Annotated in this window: 20 protein-coding genes; 7 read left to right on the top strand and 13 right to left on the bottom strand. The window is 60.2% G+C overall.

The window, feature by feature from the left end; all coding sequences use genetic code 11:
* The first annotated feature begins 78 nt into the window (after positions 1-78).
* Positions 79-1,434, top strand: a complete 1,356-nt coding sequence (locus tag NPS56_RS24220; protein ID WP_274076981.1) for a lytic polysaccharide monooxygenase — start codon at positions 79-81, stop codon at positions 1,432-1,434.
* A gap of 95 nt (positions 1,435-1,529) precedes the next feature.
* On the opposite strand, the gene NPS56_RS24215 is transcribed toward NPS56_RS24220, so the two are convergent.
* The 7 genes from NPS56_RS24215 to NPS56_RS24185 all read right to left on the bottom strand — a co-directional run bounded on the left by NPS56_RS24215 (position 1,530) and on the right by NPS56_RS24185 (position 9,036).
* On the bottom strand, positions 1,530-3,182 hold the full coding sequence (locus NPS56_RS24215) for a BatD family protein (RefSeq protein WP_274076980.1): 1,653 nt from the start codon (positions 3,180-3,182) through the stop codon (positions 1,530-1,532).
* Positions 3,179-4,912, bottom strand: a complete 1,734-nt coding sequence (locus tag NPS56_RS24210; RefSeq protein WP_274076979.1) for a tetratricopeptide repeat protein — start codon at positions 4,910-4,912, stop codon at positions 3,179-3,181. The genes NPS56_RS24215 and NPS56_RS24210 overlap by 4 nt, the downstream gene beginning before the upstream one ends.
* Positions 4,909-5,988, bottom strand: coding sequence for a vWA domain-containing protein (locus tag NPS56_RS24205; RefSeq protein ID WP_274076978.1), 1,080 nt, complete (start codon positions 5,986-5,988; stop codon positions 4,909-4,911). The genes NPS56_RS24210 and NPS56_RS24205 overlap by 4 nt, the downstream gene beginning before the upstream one ends.
* A complete protein-coding gene (locus tag NPS56_RS24200; RefSeq protein WP_274076977.1) occupies positions 5,981-6,475 on the bottom strand; it encodes a DUF4381 domain-containing protein in 495 nt (164 codons plus the stop codon). The genes NPS56_RS24205 and NPS56_RS24200 overlap by 8 nt, the downstream gene beginning before the upstream one ends.
* Positions 6,472-7,416, bottom strand: a complete 945-nt coding sequence (locus NPS56_RS24195; RefSeq protein WP_274076976.1) for a DUF58 domain-containing protein — start codon at positions 7,414-7,416, stop codon at positions 6,472-6,474. Before NPS56_RS24195 ends, NPS56_RS24200 begins: the two co-directional genes overlap by 4 nt.
* A gap of 5 nt (positions 7,417-7,421) precedes the next feature.
* Positions 7,422-8,381 carry an AAA family ATPase gene (locus tag NPS56_RS24190; protein ID WP_274076975.1) on the bottom strand — a complete coding sequence of 320 codons (960 nt, stop codon included), beginning with the start codon at positions 8,379-8,381 and terminating at the stop codon, positions 7,422-7,424.
* Positions 8,382-8,682: 301 nt separating this feature from the next.
* Positions 8,683-9,036 (bottom strand): hypothetical protein, encoded by a 354-nt coding sequence (locus NPS56_RS24185; protein WP_274076974.1) that lies wholly within the window; start codon positions 9,034-9,036, stop codon positions 8,683-8,685.
* Between the two features lie 356 nt (positions 9,037-9,392).
* Here NPS56_RS24185 and NPS56_RS24180 point away from each other — a divergent pair, with 356 nt between their 5' ends.
* Both NPS56_RS24180 and NPS56_RS24175 read left to right on the top strand, forming a co-directional pair.
* Positions 9,393-10,787 (top strand): hypothetical protein, encoded by a 1,395-nt coding sequence (locus NPS56_RS24180; protein WP_274076973.1) that lies wholly within the window; start codon positions 9,393-9,395, stop codon positions 10,785-10,787.
* Between the two features lie 502 nt (positions 10,788-11,289).
* The gene (locus NPS56_RS24175) at positions 11,290-16,179 is read left to right on the top strand and encodes an NAD-glutamate dehydrogenase (RefSeq protein WP_274076972.1); all 4,890 of its coding nucleotides are present in this window, start codon (positions 11,290-11,292) and stop codon (positions 16,177-16,179) included.
* Between the two features lie 161 nt (positions 16,180-16,340).
* Here NPS56_RS24175 and NPS56_RS24170 read toward each other — a convergent pair whose 3' ends face one another.
* From NPS56_RS24170 to NPS56_RS24155, 4 genes are all read right to left on the bottom strand, one after another.
* Positions 16,341-17,051: an ATPase gene (locus NPS56_RS24170; RefSeq protein ID WP_274076971.1), complete on the bottom strand. Its 711-nt coding sequence runs from the start codon at positions 17,049-17,051 to the stop codon at positions 16,341-16,343.
* A 228-nt stretch (positions 17,052-17,279) separates the two neighbouring features.
* Positions 17,280-17,690, bottom strand: a complete 411-nt coding sequence (locus NPS56_RS24165) for a cupin domain-containing protein (protein ID WP_274076970.1) — start codon at positions 17,688-17,690, stop codon at positions 17,280-17,282.
* 194 nt (positions 17,691-17,884) lie between these two features.
* Positions 17,885-18,178 carry a putative quinol monooxygenase gene (locus NPS56_RS24160; protein ID WP_046818089.1) on the bottom strand — a complete coding sequence of 98 codons (294 nt, stop codon included), beginning with the start codon at positions 18,176-18,178 and terminating at the stop codon, positions 17,885-17,887.
* Between the two features lie 124 nt (positions 18,179-18,302).
* Positions 18,303-19,736, bottom strand: a complete 1,434-nt coding sequence (locus NPS56_RS24155; RefSeq protein ID WP_274076969.1) for a PLP-dependent aminotransferase family protein — start codon at positions 19,734-19,736, stop codon at positions 18,303-18,305.
* Positions 19,737-19,941: 205 nt separating this feature from the next.
* Here NPS56_RS24155 and NPS56_RS24150 point away from each other — a divergent pair, with 205 nt between their 5' ends.
* Positions 19,942-20,382 carry a carboxymuconolactone decarboxylase family protein gene (locus NPS56_RS24150; protein ID WP_274076968.1) on the top strand — a complete coding sequence of 147 codons (441 nt, stop codon included), beginning with the start codon at positions 19,942-19,944 and terminating at the stop codon, positions 20,380-20,382.
* Between the two features lie 73 nt (positions 20,383-20,455).
* On the top strand, positions 20,456-21,436 hold the full coding sequence (locus NPS56_RS24145; protein WP_274076967.1) for a LysR family transcriptional regulator: 981 nt from the start codon (positions 20,456-20,458) through the stop codon (positions 21,434-21,436).
* A gap of 60 nt (positions 21,437-21,496) precedes the next feature.
* On the opposite strand, the gene NPS56_RS24140 is transcribed toward NPS56_RS24145, so the two are convergent.
* Positions 21,497-21,754 carry a bacteriocin immunity protein gene (locus NPS56_RS24140; protein WP_274076966.1) on the bottom strand — a complete coding sequence of 86 codons (258 nt, stop codon included), beginning with the start codon at positions 21,752-21,754 and terminating at the stop codon, positions 21,497-21,499.
* A complete protein-coding gene (locus NPS56_RS24135) occupies positions 21,751-23,724 on the bottom strand; it encodes an S-type pyocin domain-containing protein (RefSeq protein WP_274076965.1) in 1,974 nt (657 codons plus the stop codon). Before NPS56_RS24135 ends, NPS56_RS24140 begins: the two co-directional genes overlap by 4 nt.
* 301 nt (positions 23,725-24,025) lie before the next feature.
* Here NPS56_RS24135 and NPS56_RS24130 point away from each other — a divergent pair, with 301 nt between their 5' ends.
* Together NPS56_RS24130 and NPS56_RS24125 are read left to right on the top strand one after the other, a co-directional pair.
* Positions 24,026-24,547, top strand: coding sequence for a GNAT family N-acetyltransferase (locus NPS56_RS24130; RefSeq protein WP_274076964.1), 522 nt, complete (start codon positions 24,026-24,028; stop codon positions 24,545-24,547).
* 109 nt (positions 24,548-24,656) lie between these two features.
* The gene (locus NPS56_RS24125; RefSeq protein WP_274076963.1) at positions 24,657-25,151 is read left to right on the top strand and encodes a hypothetical protein; all 495 of its coding nucleotides are present in this window, start codon (positions 24,657-24,659) and stop codon (positions 25,149-25,151) included.
* Positions 25,152-25,238: the final 87 nt, after the last annotated feature.

Genomic DNA, 25,238 nt, shown 5'->3' with positions numbered 1-25,238 from the left:
CAGTAGCTGATGTGGTTAGGGCGTTACATGTGATTCCAGGGTTATCGAAGTTACTACGATTGTTAATGGAGAAATACTATGTCACAGGGTCGTCCGAACTCTATCAGTAGAAGCAACAATGCGCGTCATGGCCACGTTTTTTCTCCCTCTTCACGGGCACATTTTGAGTGGCTTGCGGGGAGACTCGACTTAGGGGCTCTGAACCAACGCGAGTCCGGCAAGTTTTTTCCTCTGACTGCCGGCGGGCTCAGGGATACTTTTGCCAAAGATGACGACGCCAACGTCCCGCCGCCTCCAGATGGAAAAATTGCCAGTGCCAATCAACTGACCGGTGCACAACTGGACGAACCAGGGAGTCATTGGAAAAAACATGATGTGCGAAGTGGCGAAACGCTGGACATTTCCTGGCGTTTCAGCGCGAAGCACGCGACCCGGCGCTGGAACTATTTCATGACCAGGGAAGGTTGGGATCCTGACAAGGTCCTGTCGCGCGACCAGTTTGAAGCGGAGCCGTTTTACACAGTGCAAATCAACCTGCAACCGCATTGGTCCCATGGCGAGCAAATGTTGCCCGCTTCACCCACCACCCATGGTGTCCCACTACCGGAACGGGACGGGTACCACGCATTGCTGGCCGTCTGGGAAGTGGCCAACACTTCCATGGCTTTTTACCAAGTGATTGATCTGAATTTCGTGCCACCGGAAGGCGGCGGTGAACGGCCGGATCCACCGACTGGACTGGCTGCTGTCAAGGTCACTGACAAGCAGGTACTGTTGAATTGGAATGCAGGAACCGGTCCCTTTCCGATCGCCTCCTACCGCATTTCGCGTAACGGAAGATTTTTGGTTGATGTAGACGCTCCGAATCTTGCTTTTGCCGATAACAGCGTGGCGCCTGAAACCCAGTACACATATGCCATCAGCGCGGTCGACGATCGCAGCCATATCTCTGCGCCCAGCCGGCCGATTCAAGTGCACACCTTGCCAGAAGGTGGCGCGGGGCCTACCGCTCCGACGAACCTGCACAGCATGGGCCAGACCACACAAAGTGTCAGCCTGATGTGGGGGGCATCCACCGGCACGGACCCACTAGTCGACTATCTGATCTATCGGGACGATATTCATATCAAAACCGTGAGCGTCACTCAGACCTCTTTTGTCGACTCTGGCCTCACACCAGACACCCCATACCGTTACGCGGTGAAAGCGCGCGACCTGAACAACAAGCTTTCGTCGTCCAGTAACGTTCTGAGCGTCAGCACTGAGAGTGGCGGGGGCGAGTATCCGGCATGGAAACTGAACACTCAGTATGCAAAAGACCAGCGAGTGAGACACGCTGCAAAGAACTGGTCCTGCCTTCAGGCACACACCTCCTACGTAGAAGACTGGGCCCCTGGGGTGGGCGACAATGTGCTTTGGGTCAAACTGGCCTGACCTTTGACGGACTCATTGTGCTTTGCTGAAAGGCCTTGATGATCGCAGCCTGCGGCAGCCTTGGAGGGGCTGCCGCAGGCTGCGATCTTTTGATTTTATTTCGGATAAAGCGGCGGCAACCCACTGTCCCCAACCGGATCCTGAACCCGTTCGGCAATCGGAATCGTCCGGATCGCCCGCCACAAATCTTCCCCTTGCCAATGCTGGCCGGTTTCGCTGTACAGCGCGCCGTTCAAACCGTCGAGGGCGTCGGACAGCGGGACGAAGCGGGCGGCCATGTCGGCCAGGGTTTCCGGTTGCTGGCGGGCCCAGGCGTCGAGCGCCTGGCGGGTGGCGTGGGAATCGTTGGCCTGGCAGGCACGCTTGAGGTCGTCGAGCACCGTGCGTGGGCTCGGGCCGGTTTGTGCCGCCCGCAGGATTGCCGGTTGCCAGCGTGCCCGCCACCAGAGGCCGAACCCCAGTAGGGTGGTGCAGGCGAGGATCAGGGTGCTGAGTTTCCAGCGCCAGAGGGTTTCGTTGCTGGCACTGCTGTCCATTGGTGTGGCGCCGGCCGGAGTATCGACCAGCAGGCTCGGATTGGCCGCCACCTGCAGGGTCCGGGCGGGCAGGCTGCTGTGCTCCAGATGGTCTTCGAAGGTGTTCCACCAGACCACCTCGACCGACGGCAAGTCGATGGCGCCGCTGCGCGAAGGCACCAGCGCTTCGCGATCTTCGCGACTACCCACCAGGCCTCGTTCGGTATTCTGGTTACCCAGCACCGGTTGATCGGGATAGCGCCGCAGGCCACTGACCTCGGTGCCGGGCAGGGGCGGCAGTTGCGAACTGGCCAGGCCTTCGGCCTTGACCGTCAGGCTGCGGGTGAGCGAATCGCCGACCTGGACGTGTTCCGGCTCTGGATTCCAGCTTTCGCTCAGGGTCAGGCTGCGAGCCGGTAGCCAGGGCAGGTCGGCGGGATAGGTGATGGGTTTGGCCTTGACCGTCAGCAGGATCTCGCCGGAGCTGACGCGCATCAACTTGCCGGATTTCGGCGCCTGGGCGCTGGCGTCCTGCACGGGCTGCGCCTCCACCAGTGCGGCATTGAATATCTGCGCCGGGATGATCAGTTCACCGCTGTGTTGCGGGTAGATCGCGTAGCGCATCTCGATCACGCCATGGCGAATGCCGTTGATGTCTTTCTCGTAGGTGCGTGACTCGCCGAGCTGTTCGATGCGCGCGTCGGGAATTTGCAAGGGCGGCAGGCTGCTGTCGTCGTACAGGGACACCGAATGGTAGATGCGCAAGGTCAGGATCGCCTGGGCCTGCACGTACACGGTGGTTTGATCGAGGCTGGCGTCGATGAACACAGCTGCCTGCTTGTTCGGGCTCGCCTGGGTGTCGCTCTCGACCACTTGCACCGTGATCGGCTGGCTCTGCACGTCGCCCAGCGCGAGCGGGGGGATCACCAGGGTGCCGTTGTGCAAGGGCAGCAGGGTGACGATCCAGCGGGTGGTGGCCTGGTTGTCGCCATTGAGGGTGTTCAACTGGTTGACCTGGCGGGTGCCACGCACTTCGAACAGGGGCTCCAGTGGCGTCAGGTCCGGCTTGCCGAACTGGGTCACGTCGTTGGATTCCAGGGTCAGTTCGATGGTCTCGCCGGAGTTCAGGCGAGCCCGGTCGACACTGGCGACCAGCTCGGCTGCCTGGGCCTGCACGACACAGAGCAGCAAGGCGGGCAGCGGGGCGAGCATGAAGGCGGTGAAGCGGGTCATCGAGTTTTTCCCTGATCCTGATGTTGTTGCTGTTCGTACCAGAATTTGCGTCTGAGCAATTCACCCGGGTCGTCCGGGATCTGCCTGAGCCATTGCTCCAGCGCCTGCTGCTGCTCGGCATCGAGACTGTCGCTGGTCGGGGGCATGGGGGCAATGGTGTGCTGTTCATCTCCCAGTTCGCTGCCCGGGACCTCGTTGGCGCCGGGGCGCGGCGGTGTTGTGGCGGACGGCTCGGTGGCGGCTTGGGTCGGTTCGCCAGCGGTTTGCGGCTCACCCGTTGTCGACGGCTGCGCAACGCTACTGGGTGGTGTTTCCTGCGCCGAATCGGCGGCCTCCTCATTGGCGGCTTTGTCAGGGGCGGGCGCGGTGGCTTGCTGCTTGAGCAGGCTTTCCACCAGGGCCTTGTTGGTCAGGGCCGGGCGCAGATCCGGTTGGCGTTCGAGGGCCTGTTCATAAGCATCCACGGCCGCCTCCAGCTCGCCGCTTTTGGCCAGGGCGTTGCCACGATTGTAGTGGGCGTGGGCGTCGTTGCCCTCGGCGAACCGCTGGGCGGCGCCCGTGTAGTCGCCGGCTTCGTAGAGAGCCACGCCTTGCCACTGGTGATCTTCGAAGTGCCGGGCCGCCTCGGCCGGGCGTTTCTGCTTGAGCAAGTGCTGGCCCTGCTGGTCGGGGCGCAGCCACAGGTCCTGGAAGTCGAAGGCATAGCCCGGTTGCGGCAGCATGAAAAATAGCGGCAGGCAGAACAACCAACCGCGACGACCGGCGCAGGCGGCCAGCAACAGCAGCGGCAACAGCAGCCAGTAGCCCTGGTCGGCCCAGGTGTCGAGGCGCAGGGTCTGGCCGTCGTTGCGCAGGTTGCGCGGCCCGTCGAGCAGGCCGAGGGCGCGCAGATCGCCATCGCTCAGGCGCGCGTGGCGGTAGTGTCCGTCCAGCTCGTTGATGAAGGCCTTCAGGCCGGGCTCATCCAGGCGCGACACCAGGATCGCTCCCTGTTCGTCCTTGAGGAAACTGCCATCCTCCTGGGTGATTGGGGCGCCGTCGGCGGTGCCGATGCCAAGCATGAGCAATTGCGTCGACTTGCCGCTCAAGGCGCGGCTGATGCCCAGGCGCTCCGGTTCGCTCAGGGAAGTGCCGATCAACAGGATCCGACCGTCGCCCAGTGCGGCCTGTTCCAGCAAGGCCAGGGCCTTGACCACCGCCAGATCGGCACGCTGGCCGGCTTCGGGCATCAACGACGGCTTGAGCGCATCGAGCAGGTTGCGGCTGGTGGACAGGTCGTCCGACAGCGGCACCAGGGTGTGGGCGCTGCCGGCGTAGACGACGATTGCAGTCTGCGCGTCGTTGCGGCTTTGCAGCAGGTCGAAGAGTTTGCGCCGGGCCTGTTCCAGGCGGTTTGGCTGAACGTCGGTGGCGAGCATTTGCGGGGTCAGCTCAAGGATTACCACCAGCGGGTCAGCGGGTTTCTGGCTGATCTGCTCGACGCGGGAAAAGCTCGGTCCGATCAATGCGACGACAGCGATCGACCAGGCCAGGCCCAGGGCGATCCACGGCAGTTTGCTTTCGCGTCCGCTGCCGCCACTGAGCAACGCCGCATGGAACGCCGGCGGCAGGATCATCTGCCAGCGCCCCGCGCGCTTCTGCCGATGCCACAGTTTCCAGAGCAACCAGCCAAGCAGCGGCAGCGACAGCAGCCACCAGGGGCGGAAAAAGTACGGCCAGAGTGCGCTCATCGGCGCCTCCGCAGGCGCAGGCGTTTGAGGCGCTGGCGCCAGTCAGGCAATGGCGATTGCAAGAACAGGTCCTTGGTGAAAAATCGTTGCAGCGGGTTGTCCGGCCACAGCTCGCGCACCACCAGCAGCATGCTCAGCCACAACGCCAGCGCCAGCGGCCAGTGGTACAACGCCTGGGCCGGACGGGCCTGGGTCGGTTGCTGGGTCACGGGCTCCAGTTTGTCGAGGGTGCCCTTGATCGCTTGCAGTTCCTGGCCATCGCGAGCGCGGAAGTACTGGCCGCCGGTGGCGTCGGCGATCGCCTTCAAGGTGGGTTCGTCAAGATCCAGGCTCGGATTGATCCCCAGGAAACCGGGGGTGCCGCTTTCTTCCGGGTCGGCGCCGATACCGATCGGGTAGATTTTCACCCCTTCCTTGGCCGCCAGGCGCGCGGCGGTCAGCGGATCGATTTCGCCGCCGTTGTTGGCGCCATCGGTGACCAGAATCAACACGCGGCTTTGCGCCGGGCGTTGTCGCAGGCGCTTGAGGGCCAGGCCGATGGCGTCACCGATGGCGGTGTTCTTGCCGGCGATGCCGATACGCGCTTCGTCGAGCCAGACGCGCACGGTATGCCGGTCAAACGTCAGGGGTGCCTGCACGTACGCCCGGCTGCCGAACAGGATCAGCCCGACCCGGTCGCCGTCGCGACTTTCGAGGAAATCGCCGAGCAAATGCTGGACCAGGGTGAGGCGGCTGACGTCATCGTCCTGCCACTGCATATCGGGAAAGTCCATCGAACCGGACACGTCCACCGCCACCAGCAGGTCGCGCCCGCTGGCTGCAATCGGCAACGGCTCGCCGAGCCATTGCGGGCGCGCGGCGGCGCTCAGCAGCAGCAACCAGAGCAGCAAAAACGGCGCCTGCTGACGCCAGGCGGGCAAGTTGGCCCGGGCGCGGCGTTTGGCCAGGCCTTCGAGGTCAGCGAGAAAACTGACCTTGAGTGCCGGTTCGCCACTGTCGGCCACCGGCAACAGCACACGCATCAACCAGGGCAGCGGCAGCAGGGCGAACATCCACGGCCAGGCGAACTCAAACATGTTTGCGAATCCAGGTGTCGACCGCCTGGGTCAGGCCGGCGATGGCCTTGTCGTCCAGCTTGCATTCGGGCTTGTAGGCGCCTTCGACCAGCACCATCCAGCGGGTCAGGCCGGCAGCGGGGCAGCGGTTGTCGAGAAAAGCCAGCCATTTGCGGCCATTGAGGGTATGGCTCTGGCTGTAGGGGTAATGGTTGCGGCACAGACGCTTGAGCAGGCCATTGAGTTGCTGCAGCCAGGCACCGGCGGGCGCGCCGTCGTAAGGTTTGGGCATGCGCGCCAGTTCCGCCAGTGCGGCCACGCGCACCGGGTCCAGCGGTTGTTCGACGGGGGCTACCGGTTGCTGGCGAGTCAATAGGTGCCGCAGCTTCCACAGGCCAAAGCCGATGGCCGGCAGTAACAGCAGCAGCAACCACCAGCCCGGTGCCGGCGGCCAGAACTCCACGGGGGGCGGAGAAATCAGTGGCTGCAACTGCTCGAGACTGCTCATCGACCTTTCCCCGGCTGCTGTGGGTTGAGGTACTCGCGCAGTTGCTCGACCATTTCACTTTGCGTGCTCAGCGGCATCAACAACACTCGAAGCTTCTGTGCCAGCAGCTCCCAGCGGGCGATGCGCGCTTCGGCCTGGGCGCGGTAGGTCTGGCGCAGGTCGAAGTTGAGCGTGTCGAGTTCCAGTTGTGCGCCACGCTCGGCGAAGCGCAACAGTCCGGCGGCAGGCAGGGCATGATCCAGCGGATCGGACAATGGCAGCAGCAACAGGTCGCAATGGCGCGACAACAGGCTCAGCTGTTGTTCGGCGCTTTCGGACAAGGCGCGCTCGTCGCAGATCACGATCGCCAGGCTGCCGGGCCGCAACACCTCCCGCGCGCGGCGCAAGGCAATGCCGAACGCATCGCGATCGGGCTCGCTTTCGGTGTGCAGCGACTGGTTGACCCGCACCAGGCGGTTGAGCAACTGCAGCAGGCTCTGTTTGCTGCGCCTTGGCTTGATTTCGTAATGCTCATTGTCGCCGAACACCAGGCCTCCGACCCGGTCGTTATGCCCCAGCGCGGCCCAGCCGATCAGGCTCGCGGCCTGGGCGGCGAGCACCGACTTGAACATCAGCCCCGAGCCGAAGAACAACCGACGACTCTGCTCGACCATGATGAAGATCGGCCGCTCGCGTTCTTCGTGAAACAGCTTGGTGTGGGGTTCCTGGGTGCGGGCGGTGACGCGCCAGTCGATGCTGCGCACGTCGTCGCCGGCTTGATAAACCCGCACCTGATCGAAATCCACGCCACGGCCCCGCAGCTTGGAGTGGTGCAGGCCGATCAGCGGGCTGCGCTGGCTCGGCGTGGAAAACAGCTGCACTTCACGCACGCGATGACGCATCTCGATCAACTCGGCGAGGCTGACACGGATGCCCGGTTCGGGCGGCAGGATGGCGTTCATCGGGGTCAAGCGACGGCTACGACGTCGAGAATCCGCTGGACCACCCGGTCCTGGTCGATACCGGCGGCTTCGGCTTCAAAGGAAAGAATGATGCGGTGGCGCAATACATCGAACAGTACCGCCTGGATGTCTTCGGGGCTGACGAAGTCGCGCCCGGCTAGCCAGGCGTGCGCCCGGGCGCAGCGATCCAGGGCAATCGAACCGCGGGGGCTGGCGCCGTAGGCGATCCATTCGGCCATTTCCGGATCGAACTTGGCCGGGGTGCGCGTGGCCATGACCAGTTGCACCAGGTATTCCTCCACGGCGTCGGCAATGTACAGGCCGAGAATCTCCTTGCGTGCGGCGAAGATCGCCTGCTGGCTGACCCGGCGTTCGGGCTTGGTTTCGCCGTTCAAGGCTTCGCCACGGGCTTGTTGCAGGATGCGGCGTTCGACAGCAGCGTCCGGAAAACCGATTTTCACGTGCATCAGGAAACGGTCCAGCTGCGCTTCGGGCAGCGGGTAGGTGCCTTCCTGCTCGATCGGGTTTTGCGTGGCCATCACCAGGAACAACGGCGAAAGCTCATAGGTGCTGCGTCCGACACTGACCTGGCGCTCACCCATGGCTTCGAGCAATGCCGATTGAACCTTGGCCGGGGCACGGTTGATTTCGTCCGCCAGCACCAGGTTGTGGAAGATCGGGCCCTGCTGGAACACGAAGCTGCCGGTTTCCGGCCGATAGATCTCGGTACCGGTGATGTCGGCAGGCAACAGGTCGGGTGTGAACTGGATGCGATGGAACTGCGCTTCGATGCCTTCTGCCAGTTCCTTGATGGCCTTGGTCTTGGCCAGGCCAGGGGCCCCTTCAACCAGCATGTGGCCGTCGGCAAGCAGGGCGATGAGCAAGCGCTCGATGAGTTTTTCCTGGCCGAGAATCTGCGTTGAAAGAAAGGTTCGCAGCGCTAGCAGCGCTTCACGATGTTCCATCGATGACTGTTCCTGGAGAGGGTGACCGAAGACGTTCGTATAACGCCAGGGCTGGGGGCGTTACTTTAATCCATCGCGGGGGGCGGCGACTAACGGCATTTTGTGCAAAATGCGGGAAATGGTTGGGGATTTGCTGGTTTTTGCAGGGCGACAGTCCTGAGGTGACTGTCAGGGCCTCATCGCTGGCAAGTCGAATCGTCGCGCCGCAGTCCTGCAGTTATTGGCGGTGTGGATGCTATCAGTGCAACACATCGGTCACTGTAGGAGCTGGCTTGCCAGCGATAGGGCCGGTTCAGACACATCAAATCTGACTGATAAAGGTCCCGGTACCGTCAAGGATATTCTTCAGGGTTTCCTGAACCTCCGCCAGATCCACCATGTCCGGGTTAAAAGTGATCTCCAGCACATCATCCCCATTCAACGCATCGGCATCCGCCGCGGCGATCTCGATCTTCAGCAGGGTAGGGCTGAGGGTAACCTTCACGCCATCCAGGGTCGAAGGCTCGCCATCGAGGGTGATCTCAAGCTCATCCTCATCCGGATACCGACTCATGAGAAACATCTCACCCTTTTCGCTATGGCAGCACAGCATCGCCATGTCGTCTTCTTCTTCATCGCAAGGGTTGACGATCAAGAGGGCGGTGGTCATTTGCATGGGGAATTCCTGGCTCGGCGAGCGTGATGAACGTAAAAAAATGCAATTCTGCCAGTCCACGGATATTTCTGCTGCCTCAGGTTGCTGACGTGGCGGGAAAACACCGATTTCCATTATCACTCTGATGTATCGAAAAGCCGTTATAACTAGACCCTGTGAATGATGAAGGGTACTTCTCACGGACTTTTCCTAACTTGCCATAGGAAATTTCCGATCCTGTTGCAGGAGGTTTGCGAGCCCTGAAAATAACGCCAGGAAGCAGGTTTTTTACTTGTCTTTGCGCATTTCAATCCCTTAGCGTGATCGCCCAGACGCAAAGGATTGCGCAGTCAATCATGTAAAAAGGACCTCTTTCGATGAGTCAGTATTTCGAACGGGCAGATGAGATCAAGCACCTGTCCGAGGAACAAATCGAGCAACTGTACCAGCGCTATCTGGACGGTGAAAAAAGTGCCGACCTGAAAATCGAGTTCAACATTGCGCCTGAAGTCCGCAGTCTGTTGAAGATATTGCCGCCGATCATCAGCAAGGACCTGACCTGCCCCTACTGCGACCTGCCCATGTGGGTGCGCCGGCACGCCAAGGGTACCCCTGTCTCACTTCGTAACCCTTTCAAGTGCGTGCGTTGCGAGCACTATCACCATGAGCCTGGCCACCAAGGGCGAATCAAGCGCTGTACCTGCAATGAGTGCTACAAGCTGCGCCAGCAGGAAATCGCCGCCCAGGCGCAGCGCGATCGTCTCGAGCTGCAGAAACGCTACGCCACGCCGCGTCCGTCGGTGCCTTATGCATCGCTGGGCTTCGTCCAGAAACTGGCACTGCTCGCCTTGCTCGACGACGGCCAGGTCGACGGAGGCGAGCGCATTGCCTCGCTCGCCACCGGGGTCAGGAGCGAACCTCTGGCACCCACTGATGAGGCCAGTGAAGCGCTGGTGAGGAACCTGCACGAGACCGGAGCGCTGGACGTCGACCTGGATGGCGACATCAAGGCCTTCGATCGGGCGTCCGGCTACCAGATCAAAGACTTCTGCTCCGTGCGCTGGCTACCCAATGTCGCATTGGAACCCGGCATACGCGGCACTCGCGACGCACTGTACGGCGCTTTGTATCAAGAGCTGTCAGGCAGTGTTCAGCCCGCCTGGAAAAGCGAATTGTACGCCTTGATGTTGAGCCTGGCTCGGGACGAGTCGCTTCAGTACATCCAGATCCTGGCCAGTGAAGTGAGTTTTGTATTCAGTGCCCAAGGGCGCGCCGAAACCGTTGTCGGCCAGCTTCTGCAGGACTTTTCGGTGAGCCACATCTACTACTTTGCGCGGTTGGCGGTGAAGAATGCCGCGCATTTCTACGCCACCGGCAATTCCAAGGGCCGTAACCACGCTTGCAACACCATCCCGGGCAACATGTTGGGCACGGCGCAGGATGCAAAGGCGCGAAACTGGCGCAAAACCGCCTATCGCGATTCGCGAGTGCCGCAGTCGGCCTTGCACCGAATCCTGTATGACGTGGTACTCAAGGACAGCGGAGCAGGTTTCTCCAAGTCCCCGGGCCTCTACTGGCGTGACGAACTGGTGCCACGGTTTTTCTCTGGCAATGGCTGCACGACGGACCAGGCCGGGCATCTGCAGCTGTTCTGTCGTGAATGTGATTCGACCAACGTCGATGCCAGCATGGACAAGAAGACGATTCAAATGCTCTGTTACGACTGCGCGACAGTGAGCCGATTTCAGGCGTTCGATGACTTGATCGACTGAATCGGTCGAGGTTCCTTCAATGAGCAGCATTAGCGTCCATGGTCGGTTCGGCGATCATGGATGTTGTCAATTTCTGGTTGGGGCGGGGAGGGCGCGTCCCGACCTGCCGTTCTGGTACGGTTGTCCCGCAAAAACTGTGCAATCAGCCCCGAAATCGCCTTCGGCTGCTAGTGTTGTTCAAGGCGCGCCTGCAGAGCAGCGTACCGTTGACCGAATATGTCGCAGCACCGCAAGCATGGGTCTTGCCGCACTCGTTAAGCTGCGCAACGGATGAGCACCCGTAAAGGCATTGCGCTGCACGCAGCCCAGTCGCTTTTGCAGATGCCCATTCACGGAAGGTGAATGTGACCCGAGTGTCTCGTTTAGCTTCACCCTCCTGTCGCCCTGTTTCCTCTGCCCGAGAATCAGGAGCAGGGTGACGGGTAGCTTTGAAACATAGCCCCGAACAGGGGTGTTACGCGCGACGCTTTCATCAATAACAAGCCCAAGCGGAGTACCACAGATGGCGTTCTTCACCGCAGCCAGCAAAGCCGACTTCCAGCACCAACTGCAAGCGGCACTGGCGCAGCACATCAGTGAACAGGCACTGCCACAAGTGGCGCTGTTCGCTGAACAATTCTTCGGCATCATTTCCCTGGATGAACTGACCCAACGTCGGTTGTCTGACCTCGCTGGCTGTACTCTTTCTGCGTGGCGCCTGCTTGAGCGCTTCGATCACGCGCAACCGCAAGTGCGCGTCTACAACCCCGATTACGAACGCCACGGCTGGCAGTCGACCCACACCGCGGTCGAAGTGCTGCACCACGACCTGCCATTCCTGGTGGACTCGGTGCGCACCGAGCTGAACCGTCGCGGCTACAGCATCCACACCCTGCAGACCACCGTGCTGAGCGTGCGTCGTGGCAGCAAGGGCGAGTTGCTGGAAATCCTGCCAAAAGGCACCCAGGGCGACGACGTGCTGCAAGAGTCGTTGATGTACCTGGAAATCGACCGTTGCGCCAATAACGCCGAACTGAACGTGCTGGCCAAAGAGCTGGAGCAAGTGCTCGCTGAAGTGCGCGTGGCGGTGGGCGATTTCGAGCCGATGAAAGCCAAGGTCCAGGAAATCCTCACCAACCTGGACAACAGCCAGTTCGCCGTCGATGCCGACGAAAAGAGCGAAATCAAGAGTTTCCTGGAATGGCTGGTGGGCAACCACTTCACCTTCCTCGGCTACGAAGAGTTCGTGGTCAGCGATGAAGCCGATGGCGGTCACATCGTCTATGACAAGGACTCCTTCCTCGGCCTGACCAAACTGCTGCGCGCCGGCCTGAGCTACGATGACCTGCGCATCGAAGACTACGCCGTCAACTACCTGCGCGAACCGACCCTGCTGTCGTTCGCCAAGGCGGCGCACCCAAGCCGTGTACACCGTCCGGCTTACCCGGACTACGTGTCGATCCGTGAAATCGACGCCAACGGCAAGGTCATCAAGGAATGCCGTTTCATGGGCCTCTACACCTCCTCGGTGTATGGCGAGAGCGTGCGGGTCATCCCGTACATCCGCCGCAAGGTCGCGGAAATCGAACGCCGTTCCGGCTTCCAGGCCAAGGCTCACCTGGGCAAGGAACTGGCCCAGGTGCTCGAAGTGCTGCCGCGCGACGACCTGTTCCAGACGCCGGTGGACGAGCTGTTCAGCACCGTGATGTCAATCGTGCAGATCCAGGAGCGCAACAAGATCCGCGTGTTCCTGCGCAAGGACCCGTACGGTCGTTTCTGCTACTGCCTGGCCTACGTGCCGCGTGATATCTACTCCACCGAAGTACGGCAGAAGATCCAGCAAGTGCTGATGGATCGCCTGAAAGCCTCGGATTGCGAGTTCTGGACCTTCTTCTCCGAGTCCGTGCTGGCCCGTGTGCAGCTGATCCTGCGCGTCGACCCGAAAAACCGCATTGACATCGACCCGCAGCAGCTGGAAAACGAAGTGATCCAGGCCTGCCGCAGCTGGCAGGACGATTACTCGGCGCTGACCGTCGAAAGCTTCGGCGAGGCCCAGGGCACCAACGTGCTGGCCGACTTCCCGAAAGGCTTCCCGGCCGGTTACCGCGAGCGTTTCGCCGCGCATTCGGCTGTGGTCGACATGCAGCACCTGCTGAGCCTCAACGACAAGAACCCGCTGGTGATGAGCTTCTACCAGCCGCTGGGCCAGGTCGGCCAGCGGGAGCTGCATTGCAAGCTGTACCACGCCGACACCCCGTTGGCGCTGTCCGACGTCCTGCCGATCCTGGAAAACCTCGGCCTGCGCGTGCTGGGTGAATTCCCGTACCGCCTGCGTCACACCAATGGCCGCGAGTTCTGGATCCACGACTTCGCCTTCACCGCAGCCGAAGGCCTGGACCTGGACATCCAGCAACTCAACGACACCCTGCAGGACGCGTTCGTCCATATCGTGCGCGGCGATGCCGAGAACGATGCGTTCAACCGCCTGGTCCTGACCGCCGGCCTGCCTTGGCGTGACGTGGCGCTGCTGCGTGCCTACGCCCGTTACCTCAAGCAGATCCGCCTGGGCTTCGACCTGGGCTACATCGCCAGCACCCTGAACAACCACACCGACATCGCTCGCGAACTGACCCGGTTGTTCAAGACCCGTTTCTACCTGGCGCGCAAGCTGAGCAGCGACGATCTCGAGCAGCGTCTGGAACATGCGATCCTGACCGCGCTGGACGACGTCCAGGTGCTCAACGAAGACCGCATCCTGCGTCGCTACCTGGACCTGATCAAGGCCACCCTGCGCACCAACTTCTACCAGACCGACGCCAACGGCCATAACAAGTCGTACTTCAGCTTCAAGTTCAACCCGCACTTGATCCCTGAACTGCCGAAACCGGTGCCGAAGTTCGAGATCTTCGTCTACTCGCCACGCGTCGAAGGCGTGCACCTGCGCTTCGGCAACGTCGCCCGTGGCGGCCTGCGCTGGTCCGACCGTGAAGAAGACTTCCGTACCGAAGTCCTGGGCCTGGTAAAAGCCCAGCAAGTGAAGAACTCGGTGATCGTGCCGGTGGGTGCGAAGGGCGGCTTCCTGCCGCGTCGCCTGCCACTGGGCGGCAGCCGTGACGAGATCGCGGCCGAGGGCATCGCCTGCTACCGCATCTTCATTTCGGGCCTGTTGGACATTACCGACAACCTGAAGGACGGCGCCCTGGTGCCGCCGACCAACGTCGTGCGCCATGACAACGATGACCCGTACCTGGTCGTCGCCGCGGACAAGGGCACCGCGACCTTCTCCGACATCGCCAACGGCATCGCCATCGACTACGGCTTCTGGCTGGGTGACGCGTTCGCCTCCGGTGGTTCGGCCGGTTACGACCACAAGAAAATGGGCATCACCGCCAAGGGCGCGTGGGTCGGCGTACAACGCCACTTCCGCGAGCGCGGCATCAATGTCCAGGAAGACAGCATCACTGTGGTGGGCGTCGGCGACATGGCCGGTGACGTGTTCGGTAACGGCTTGCTGATGTCCGACAAACTGCAACTGGTCGCGGCATTCAACCACCTGCACATCTTCATCGACCCGAACCCGAATCCGGCGACCAGCTTCGCCGAGCGTCAGCGCCTGTTCGACCTGCCGCGTTCGGCCTGGTCGGATTACGACACCAGCATCATGTCCGAAGGCGGCGGTATCTTCTCCCGTAGCGCCAAGAGCATCGCGATTTCCCCGCAGATGCAGGAACGCTTCGACATCCAGGCCGACAAGCTGACCCCGACCGAACTGCTCAATGCCTTGCTCAAGGCACCGGTGGACCTGTTGTGGAATGGCGGTATCGGTACTTACGTCAAGGCCAGCAGCGAAAGCCACGCCGATGTCGGCGACAAGGCCAACGATGCGCTGCGCGTGAACGGCAACGAACTGCGCTGCAAAGTGGTGGGCGAGGGCGGTAACCTGGGCATGACCCAGCTGGGGCGCGTCGAGTTCGGCCTCAATGGCGGCGGTTCCAACACCGACTTCATCGACAACGCCGGTGGCGTGGACTGCTCCGACCACGAAGTGAACATCAAGATCCTGCTGAACGAAGTGGTTCAGGCCGGCGACATGACCGACAAGCAGCGTAACCAGTTGCTGGCGAGCATGACCGACGAAGTCGGTGGCCTGGTCTTGGGCAACAACTACAAGCAGACCCAGGCCCTGTCCCTGGCGGCCCGTCGCGCCTTGCCGCGGATTGCCGAATACAAGCGCCTGATGAACGATCTGGAAGGCCGCGGCAAGCTGGATCGCGCCATCGAGTTCCTGCCGAACGAAGAGGCGATCAACGAGCGCATCGCCGAAGGCCATGGCCTGACCCGTGCCGAGTTGTCGGTGCTGATCTCCTACAGCAAGATCGACCTCAAGGAGCAGCTGCTGGGCTCCCTGGTGCCGGATGACGACTACCTGACCCGCGACATGGAAACCGCTTTCCCGCCAACCCTGGTGAGCAAGTTCTCCGCAGCGATGCGTCGTCACCGTCTGAAGCGCGAAATCGTCAGCACCCAGATCGCCAACGATCTGGTGAACCACATGGGCATCACCTTCGTTCAGCGACTCAAGGAGTCGACCGGCATGAGCCCGGCGAACGTGGCCGGTGCCTACGTGATCGTGCGTGACATTTTCCATCTCCCGCACTGGTTCCGTCAGATTGAAAACCTGGACTACCAGGTGTCCGCCGACGTGCAACTGGAGCTGATGGACGAGCTGATGCGCCTGGGCCGTCGCGCCACGCGCTGGTTCCTGCGTGCCCGTCGCAACGAGCAGAACGCTGCCCGTGACGTCGCGCACTTCGGTCCGCACCTGAAGGAGTTGGGCCTCAAGCTCGACGAACTGCTCAGTGGCGAGATCCGCGAGAACTGGCAGTCGCGCTACCAGGCATACGTCGAAGCCGGTGTACCGGAGTTGCTGGCGCGCATGGTGGCGGGTACTTCGCACCTGTACACCCTGCTGCCGATCATCGAGGCCTCCGACGTGACCGGCCAGAACCCTGCGGACGTGGCCAAGGCCTACTTTGCCGTGGGCAGCGCGCTGGACATCACCTGGTACCTACAACAGATCAGTGCCTTGCCGGTTGAAAACAATTGGCAGGCCCTGGCCCGTGAAGCGTTCCGCGATGACGTCGACTGGCAGCAACGTGCGATCACCATCTCGGTCCTGCAACAGGGCGACGGCACCCAGGACGTGGAAACACGCCTGTCGCTGTGGATGGCACAGCACGGCAGCATGATCGAACGTTGGCGCGCCATGCTGGTGGAAATCCGTGCCGCCAGCGGTACGGACTACGCCATGTACGCGGTAGCCAACCGCGAACTGCTGGACCTGGCCTTGAGCGGGCAAGCGGTGGTGACTACCCCCGCACCAGCCAGCGAAGTGCTTGAGCCGGCGGCCTGATCAGGCGTTGATTGAAAAAGCCCCGCATTGAGAGATGCGGGGCTTTTTTTCGCCCAGGTTTTTATAGCGTCAATTCTGGCCCCTTCGCGGGCAAGCCCGCTCCTACAGTGGTACGCGGCTAACCTGTAGGAGCGGGCTTGCCCGCGAAGAGGCCCTATCTTTTAATACAACTTATGACCTTGTTTATTATCAACCATCGACACCTTATCTGTCGGCCTGGTCAATAAATTACTGAGCGACTGGTCAAACTTCTGCAGTGCCCTTACTTGCACATTCTGCTGTTCATTAATATCGGCAACGATCTCTTCACTGCGTTTATAGTCGGCCCACACCGGGCTCAGTGCTACGGCGTCATGGCCTCTTGCAGTGCCGATATAGTTGAAGTTGCGATCGTAGAAGTCGGCACTGACATTGGCCTCGACGTCCGAACTGCGCGAGGTGATCAACTGGCTGCGGCTGTCGACGATGGCGACCACGTCCGGTTTCGCCGCCTTGAGGCTCTGCATGTCCGGATACACCGTGACCGAACCGAACTGCCGTTGCAGCGAGGCCTTGACCCAGTCCACCGCCAGGTCGGGCTTGGACGTGGCGACATAGGCATCGTGAATCGGTTGAACCAGCAGGCTCTGGCCGAAGCCGGTGCCGGCATTGGCCTGGTACTCCTGCAGGTAGGCGCGATTGGCCTGGGTATTGCGGCTGTAGACCACGCCCAGGGAAACGTCATGGCCGTTGGGAATGCTGGAGGCGCTACTGCGACCTACGGGGGTGGTGAAGATGCCGTCCAGCGAAGACACCGCGGAAGGTGCCGTGGGAATCGAGCAGCCGGTTAACAGGGCCGTTATTGTCAACGTACTGACAAGTGCAAGTTTCATGGTGTTTCTCCACTGAAACAACATCAGTCGGAAAGTTAAGTTGCCGGGCGTGGCCGGCAGTGACTTCAGACTAAACCGGGAGTCACTGAATGAAATAGCCAATATCCGCTATTATCCGGTGATCAATAGTTTTATTTGGTTTAAAGAAGTGCGGTTAAGTGCCCTGGGAAATAAAAAGACCCCAATCGCAGATTAAAGCCTTTTTATTTATGGCTGTTCGTTCAGCGATCAGTCTTTCAAGGGGACCAGGACTTTTTCGTCCGGCGACAACACCATGAACACCAACAGTTTTGCAGGTTGGGTTGCGCTGGCGTTTTTCGAGACCAGATGTTCCGAGCCAGCGGGTTCGTACCAATACTCACCGGCCTTGTACGTGATCTCTTTTTCGCCCTTCACCTGAGAAGTGATCGACCCCGAAAGCACATAGGCCATGGCCGTGCCGTCATGTTTGTGGGCGATCGACGCTTGGCCTGGCTTATAGTCGACCTCGATCATCAAAGCCTTTTTGCCTGGGGCGTTTTTCAGCATCTGGTCCTGCAACACCGTGACCTTTTCTGAAGGATCACCGGCCTCATGGGCAAACGCCGAGGCGCAAACGGTCAAGGCAAGGGCAGCGAGAGAGAAGCGCAAAACGTTCATGGTTGATCACCTGCAGTGGTTAGTCGTCAGGGACCAATCTATGGCGTCGGTGGGAACAAACAAACAGCCAATTTTCGGGAAGGCCAGGGGACCAATGTGCGGCGATTGAACGAAAAAGATCGCAGTCCCCGACCACGTTTGCAGAGGTACCCATACTCTGCAAGCGCGACCAGGGACTGCGATCTTAACCGTGTTTATCTGATCGGAAAGCTGTTGAAGTCGACGGCGTTGGCCAACTGGCAATCGATCAGGTCGATGAAGCCTTGCACCTGGGGACTGTTGAAATGCGATTGCATGGCCGTTTCCGATTGCCAGTGGGCGCTGACGGTCCAACGGTTACTGTCCTCAGGGCAGCGGTCGACCATATAGGATTCACAGCCCGGTAGTTCGCGCAGGGTATCGACAATTTTTTGCAATTGCTGACCCAGTTCATCCGAGCGGCCGGCGACGGCCTGCACCTTTACGGTATTGATCACGTTGTAGGACATTGGCACACACTCCTGAATCAGGCCGGACGAATCCTGCTCATTGAGGGATAACGCCTATGCAGGATAGGCCTGCACCTCCGGACCACCAATAGCCAATCGCTTAATAAAGCCGCAGACCAATCCGTCAGGCAACCTGCTGCAAAATGTCCCGAAAACGATCCAGGGCGATGTCAATGTCCAGGGTCTCGATAGCGCCGAAACCGAGGAAAAACCCGGCCTGGGGCGCTTGCTGATAGAAAAAGCTGTCGATGGCATAGAGCCCGACTTCAACTTTTTTCGCCAGCTCGATCACCAGTGCCACATCCACCGGCACCTTGCACAGCACCACCATGTGAAAACCCGCCGTGGTCGGCACCGCCTCGAGCCAGGGTGAGAGATCGCCGGCCATGCGCGCCAGGATCCGTTCGCGCCGGCCCGCATAGATCGTGTGGCAGCGACGAATGTGCTTGAGCAGGCAGCCTTCGGCGATGAATTTTGCCAGTGCCCATTGGGGCAGGGTGGAGGTGTGCAGGTCGGTGAGCTGTTTGGCGCGCACCACCGCCTCGAGAATCGCCGGTGGCAGGATCGCGTACCCCAGGCGCAGCTCCGGCAGCAGGGTTTTCGAGAAGGTCCCGACATAGGCGACGATCCCGCGTTCATCCATGCTTTGCAGCGAGTCCGTGGGGCGGCCTTCGTAGCGGAATTCGCTGTCGTAGTCGTCCTCGATGATGATCGCGCCCAGTTCATGGGCCTTGGCCAGCAAGGCGATTCGCCGCTCCTGGCTCATGGGCATGCCCAAGGGGAACTGGTGGGACGGGGTGACGTAGATCAGCCGCGTTCCGCGGGGGATTTGCTCCACCACAATGCCTTCGGCGTCCACCGGCACGCCCATCACCGTGGCGCCGTGGGTGCCGAACAACAGGCGCGCCGGTGGATAACCGGGGTCTTCCATGGCCACGATGCTGCCAGGGCGGGTCAGCACCCGGGAAATCAGGTCCAGGGCCTGTTGCGCTCCGTTGCACACCACCACGTCCTCATCCCGGCAATTGACCCCGCGAGAAAAGGCGATGTGTTGCGCGATGGCATTACGCAGGGCCGGCAGGCCTTCAGGCAGGCTGTAGAAACCCTTGGACCCGGCAATCTGGCGCAACGCATGGGACGTGCAGCGTCGCCAGTCGTCCTGGGGGAACTGGCCCTTGCTGGTGGCGCCGCCAATGAAGTCGTAACGCAGCGACCCTTCCAACGTCGGGTGGCGCAGAAATACCGGAAGTTTGCGCCAGGACTCGATCACCTCAAAGCCGGCGAGCTCGTCAGGGCTCTGCTTGCGCTCGACTTTCGTGGCCCGGGCGTTGACGTAGGTGCCTTTGCCGATCACCCCGGTGAGGAAGTTTTCATAGGTCAGCTGGGCATAGGTATCGGAAATGGTCTTGCGTGAAATGCCCAGTTGCTCGGCCAGCAGCCGGCTTGGCGGCAGTTGCGAACCGGCTGCCAGGCGGCCTGATTCGATAGCGCTGCGCAGTTGCTTGTACAACTGGCCCGCCAGGTCCTTGCGCCCGTTAATGACGACGTGTAGTTCCATACCGGCAAGGCTCCAGGGCAATTGAGGCGCGTGTGCATCGCGCCAGATTAACCGTAACTTGTGTTTATACATAAGTTGCGTGCAGGAAAAACCGCCGATTGGTCTGCGACCCGGTGGTCCACGGAAAATTCGCCCAATTGGATCTGTAACGCCGCGTTATCAACGACTACCTTGGGGGCACATCGTCGCTACCTGAGATCGCGCCATGAAGCCCCGCCTGGATTACTACAGCGCCTCGCCCAAGGCGATGAAAGCGATGATCGCCATGGAAGCCCTGAGCAGTAGCCTGAGCATCGAGATGGCGCTGCTGCACCTGGTCAAGATCCGTGCCTCGCAGCTCAACGGCTGTGCATTCTGCACCGACATGCACTCGGTGGACGCCCGGCGCCTGGGCGAGACCGATCGCCGCCTGTATTCGATTGTGGTCTGGCGCGACAGCAACTTCTTCAATCCGCGCGAGCGCGCGGCCCTGGCCTGGACCGAGGCGGTGACGCTGCTGTCGCAGAACCATGTGCCGGATGAAGTCTACGAGCAGGCCCGGGCGCAATTCAGCGAAGGAGAGCTGGTCGATTTGACAATAGCTGTCACCACCATCAACAGCTGGAATCGGCTGGCCGTGAGTTTTCGCCAGACGCCCAGCGCCTGAGCGCCTGTCACACGTCTTTCATGCACGATGTGCAAGATGGAGCTCCCGGTGAAAGACCGACAGGGAGTCATCGATGTCATTCATGGAAACCCGCAGTGCTCAGCCTGTAGCGCAATATCGCGCAGCCCTCGATAAAACCACGTCCTGGCGCACCCGCGCGGCGCAGATCGATCCGCTGCTGGCGCAGTGCTTCAGCGTCACCGCCCGCTGCGGCTGCTTCATGCAGGCGGCTCGCCGCCTCAACATCAAGGCGACCCGGTTGCGCCAGCAATTGGCGCAGCTTGAAAGGCAGTTGCAGTGTTCGCTGTTCAGCGCTTCGGAGAACGGCCTGGTGCTCAGCCGTGACGGCCTGCAACTGCACAGGCAGCTGACCGCGCTGGCGCACGAACGCGACTTGCCGGTGATCGAGCAACCCAGGGTGCGCCTGGCCGTCGCCGAGACCATCCTGCACGACATCCTCGGCCGCGACCTGGTGGCGTTGCTGCGACGCAATGCCAGTGCGCGTCTGGACATCATCAGCCTCGACAGCGAATTGTCCCTGCAGGCTGTCAGTGCCGATGTCGTGGTGTGGCTGGCGGGGCCCGATTCGCCGATGCCGGGACCGAGTTTCGCCGTCAGCGAACCGCGATGCCTGGCGCGACTCGACTACGTGCCGCACATCGCCAAGCGTTATTCCCGGGTCGCCGCGCGGCCGGAAGGCCTCGATGACCTCGCCGACTTCATGCTGGTGCAATGGCAGCATGATCGGCAGATCGACAGTTTTCGGCCATGGAACGACCTGGTCGACCAGCGCCTGGCCGGGGTCGTGCAGTCGCATTCCTACGAATTGATGCTGGAGATGGTCCGTTGCAGCGCCTGCATCGGCCTGTTGCCCGGCTACATGAGCCACTTTGATCGTGGCTTGATCGGTTTGCCGGGGTTGTTCGGCCAGCCGATGCAGCGCCAGGTGTGGATGGCGGTGAATGCCGAGTCCCTGGGTGAGGTGCAGGTGCAGACGATTGTCGAGTTGATCCAGAATACCTTCGAAGAGCGGCGGGAGTGGTTCGAAGGTTAGACAAGGCGAATAACCCAGTCGCCGGGATTTTTCCTGGGGACTGGGCTTGGCAGGTTTTGACTAGGACGTTTTGAAGCCAGGTTTGCCATTGGCGGCTCGCCATTCTTTTACTTTAGCCACAATAGCTTCCGGGGTGGATTCTTCATCGGATGCGGCGTAGTAAATCAAGTCAGACCCATCTGGATGCTCTGCGATAGCTTCGAACTCCAAAACCGCGGCCACTTGTTCTTTTTCCGTTTTGTAGGTCGATTCACAGATCATTTTAACAAACAGCAGAAACTCTGCTTCTGTGTGCTCTTCAAATTTTCTAATGCTCATATTGATTTCTTCTCATTATGTATCTGGCCGTGTAGCTTCGGAGTGACTATGCGAATGTTATCGACGTCGAAAACCTTTCCTTCTTTCGATAGGTATGTTACATGATGAAGCTCAAATTTGACTTGCCCTCCGACTCTATCTCCTTTTTTAACGAACGGTGCGCGACCGCTCTTCATCTCGAAAATGTTGTTGCTCCGGAATTGTTTCGTTAGCTCCGGGTCATTTGCCACCGTTTTCCAAAGCTGTTCTCGAAACGATCTGAAGTTCCTGAATTCTCTACCTCTCAACTGATCGGCAATGTGCGTCGGAATTGGCACTCCTTCACCTTGCGACGATGTTTCTAACCACACACCCGACACGTTTTGCCCAGTACCCGTTGCAACCCCTGCATCCTCCCGCGGATCCCTGAACACAACATAAATCGGTGGTAGACCCGAGTCTGCCGGGAATACGGTGATGAAGTCATCAAAGCCAGCTTCCGCAACCGCTGGAAAGGTGTCAATCCTCCCCTCAACAGGCGTAACCGATGCACCAGTGTAAACCGGTGGAGCAGGCAACTCAGCAGGCGAAGTGGTTGAGCTGTTTCCTGGATTGACGATGGGAGTCCACGTCAAGGTTCTCGGTGGCGTGTCTGTAGTCTGGACGCTGTAGACATTCTGCTCAGAGTTAAAAGTAGCAGTCACGACCCGCACGTTTGCCGGAACGCTCACGCCATCGGTCAAGGCGACAAATACTTCTGACAGATCCTCCGCCGTTGATTTCGAACTGATACGAACGGGCAAAACAACGCTACCACCAGCGGCGGCAATTGCTGACAGATCTTGCCCTTGATCAGGCGCCAGATCTGCGAGGGGAATACTCAATGCGTAACGCCCGGGCAGTTCCCCATTCGCCAGCTTGGGCGAATAGATCAATGCAGAAACGCCAACAAATAGACCCGCAGCGGTGCTGGCCACAAAACTGGTCAACGCAGCAATGGCGGAACGGATGGCCGCCTGCAGGGTAAGTGCCGTCTCTATGGCCGCTATGTTTCCCGCCGAAGTCAATACAACCGGGCCTGTGGATGAAAGTGGCCCAGATGCATGGAACGTATTGGCGCTACGGATAGCCTCCTCTAGCTGACGGGCCTGTTCTGCTGCCAACCGCTGAGCCTCTGCCTCAGCGGCAATCCGCGCTTGTTCTTCAGCGATGCGCTTGGCTTCCGCCAGTGCGGCAATTCGCGCCTGTTCAGCAGCTTCGGCAGCGAGTCTTTGCGCCTCTGCTTCAGCAGTGAGTCGAGCCTGTTCCGCTGCTTCGGCCGCCAGGCGCTGTGCTTCGGCCTCAGCAACGAGACGAGCCTGTTCCGCTGCTTCGGCCGCCAGGCGCTGTGCTTCGGCCTCAGCAATGAGACGTGCCCGTTCTGCCTCTTCAACGGCCATCAATTCGGCAACGATATCGGTTAGACGGTCATTGAGGATTTTCGCTTCCGAATTCAATAGGCGAGCGCTCAATGCCGCCTTGTAGGATTTAATCCAGTCCTGCGCGAATATGTAGTATTCGATGGGTGGCCAATTTCCAGGGCGCATCCTGAATCCAGTCGTCGGATCCGCTCCGTCGTACGATTGGGCGATAGCCAGTTGGGCTTGGTAATCTCTTGCCTTGTGCGCAATAAGCGCCTTGATTGCTGTTATTTGTAATGCCAGTTTTCCACTGGGTGTTGAATCCTTGATGGCCGCCTCAGCGGCAATTGCGGAAAGCTCCGCCACACTTTTTTGGATCGTTGAGTTTGCGCTTGCCTCATATTCATTTTTTGCTGCCTGGCTTCCCTCAAAGAGTAGTTTGTCAGTTCTTCTTATAATTTCTCCATGGACACTTGCTGTCCATCCAGGTACGGGTGGAGGTCCATATCCACCGCCAAACCCATCGATTGAATAATCCTGTTCTGTATCGGGAGTAATGACAATGGGGCCAATATCTAATTGTTTGAACATAACCTTTCCTTGGTTAGGGGGTATCAAAACAATAAAGCAAAATATAACGTGGGTGCACGGTTCAGTATCCAGCTGCCTGGTACTCGTGCAAGTAGTAAATTAATACATTTGTAACGAGCTCTGGTCTCTTGAGGAGATTCGCAATAAGCATAGGTTGTTTGTTTTAAAAATGAATCTACGAATACCACCACGGATTTTTTGCCGCTACAGCACTGCTAATTGGCGTACTCTTCTTAAATTCCCGCCCAGTGCAAAGCGGTATAGAGTAACTGGCCATGCCTGTCTCAAGGATGAATCACCCATGACCGCCACCGACGCTGTCATCACCCTCGAACGCCTCAACGATTCCCACGTTGAAGGCATCACCGCGCTTTACCGCGAACCGCTGGTTGCCCGTCAAACGCTGCAAATGCCGTTTCCGTCCTCCGAAACCTGGCACAGACGCCTGGCGACGGACAACGAGCGGGTTTTTCAACTGGTGGCCGTGCACCAAGGGACGGTTATCGGCAGCATCACCCTGGAACAGTTTTCCCGTATCCGTCGCAGCCATGTCGGCAACTTCGGCATGGGCGTAGCCCCTGCGTGGCAGGGCAAGGGCGTGGGTTCGACACTGTTGGCGGCGGCGCTGGATATCGCGGACAACTGGATGAACCTGCGGCGGGTCGAGCTGAGCGTGTATGCCGACAACGAAGCCGCCATCGGCCTGTACCGCAAGTTCGGTTTCGAAAACGAAGGCCTGTTTCGCGACTATGCGGTGCGTGACGGTGCCTTCGTCGATACCTTGAGCATGGCGCGCCTGCGCCGCATGCCCGGAGCCGATTGATCGCTCGCCAGGGGTAAACGCCACCGCTCGTACGTTTAGTCGTACGTCGGTGGCGCGCATCTGCCATGCTCAATGTCCGCAGCACTGCTCCAACCATAGGAACACCGCAATGGACGATGTACAGCAACTGGGTGAGATGCTTCGCCACTACGCAGAAAGCGAAGCGCACAAGAAGCAGCTGTTCGAGACGCAATCGAGCGAGTGGGCGGCGCGCATTGGTGAGCTGTTCGACCAGATCCAGCAATGGCTGGAGCCGGTCAAGGCGCCCCATTTGCTGGAGGTCAGCCGCGAGGCGTATGTCGCGTCGGGGCCGAGCGTGCCGGTGGAGAGCTCCACCTTCAAGACTGAAAAGCTGAGCATCCTGATCGCCGGCAAACCGGTGGAGTTCGTGCCCGACGTGATGGGTGTCGGCGGTCAGATTTCACTGGCGGTGATGGGGTTTACCGCGGCGCGTTATGGCAGCGTATCGCTGGTCTGCCTGCCGCCGTCCACGAGCTGGCAGTGGCGCAAGACCAATGGCTTGAAAGACCCCGATACCTTTGCCTTCGACGGGAATTTCCTCGCCCAGCAGTTGCAGAGCCTGATTCCTCGCGAACGCGGCTGATCCAAGACCGCGATGGCTGGCTAGCCAGCTCCTACACGGGTTGTACGGTCCCTGTAGGAGCTGGCTTGCCAGCGATGGCGTCCTCAG

It is taken from the genome of Pseudomonas putida, from assembly GCF_028682635.1.
GTDB classification, from domain to species: Bacteria; Pseudomonadota; Gammaproteobacteria; order Pseudomonadales; family Pseudomonadaceae; genus Aquipseudomonas; species Aquipseudomonas putida_AE.
The sequence above is the reverse complement of the archived record's forward strand: the minus strand, read 5'-3'. Positions and strand labels throughout refer to the sequence as shown.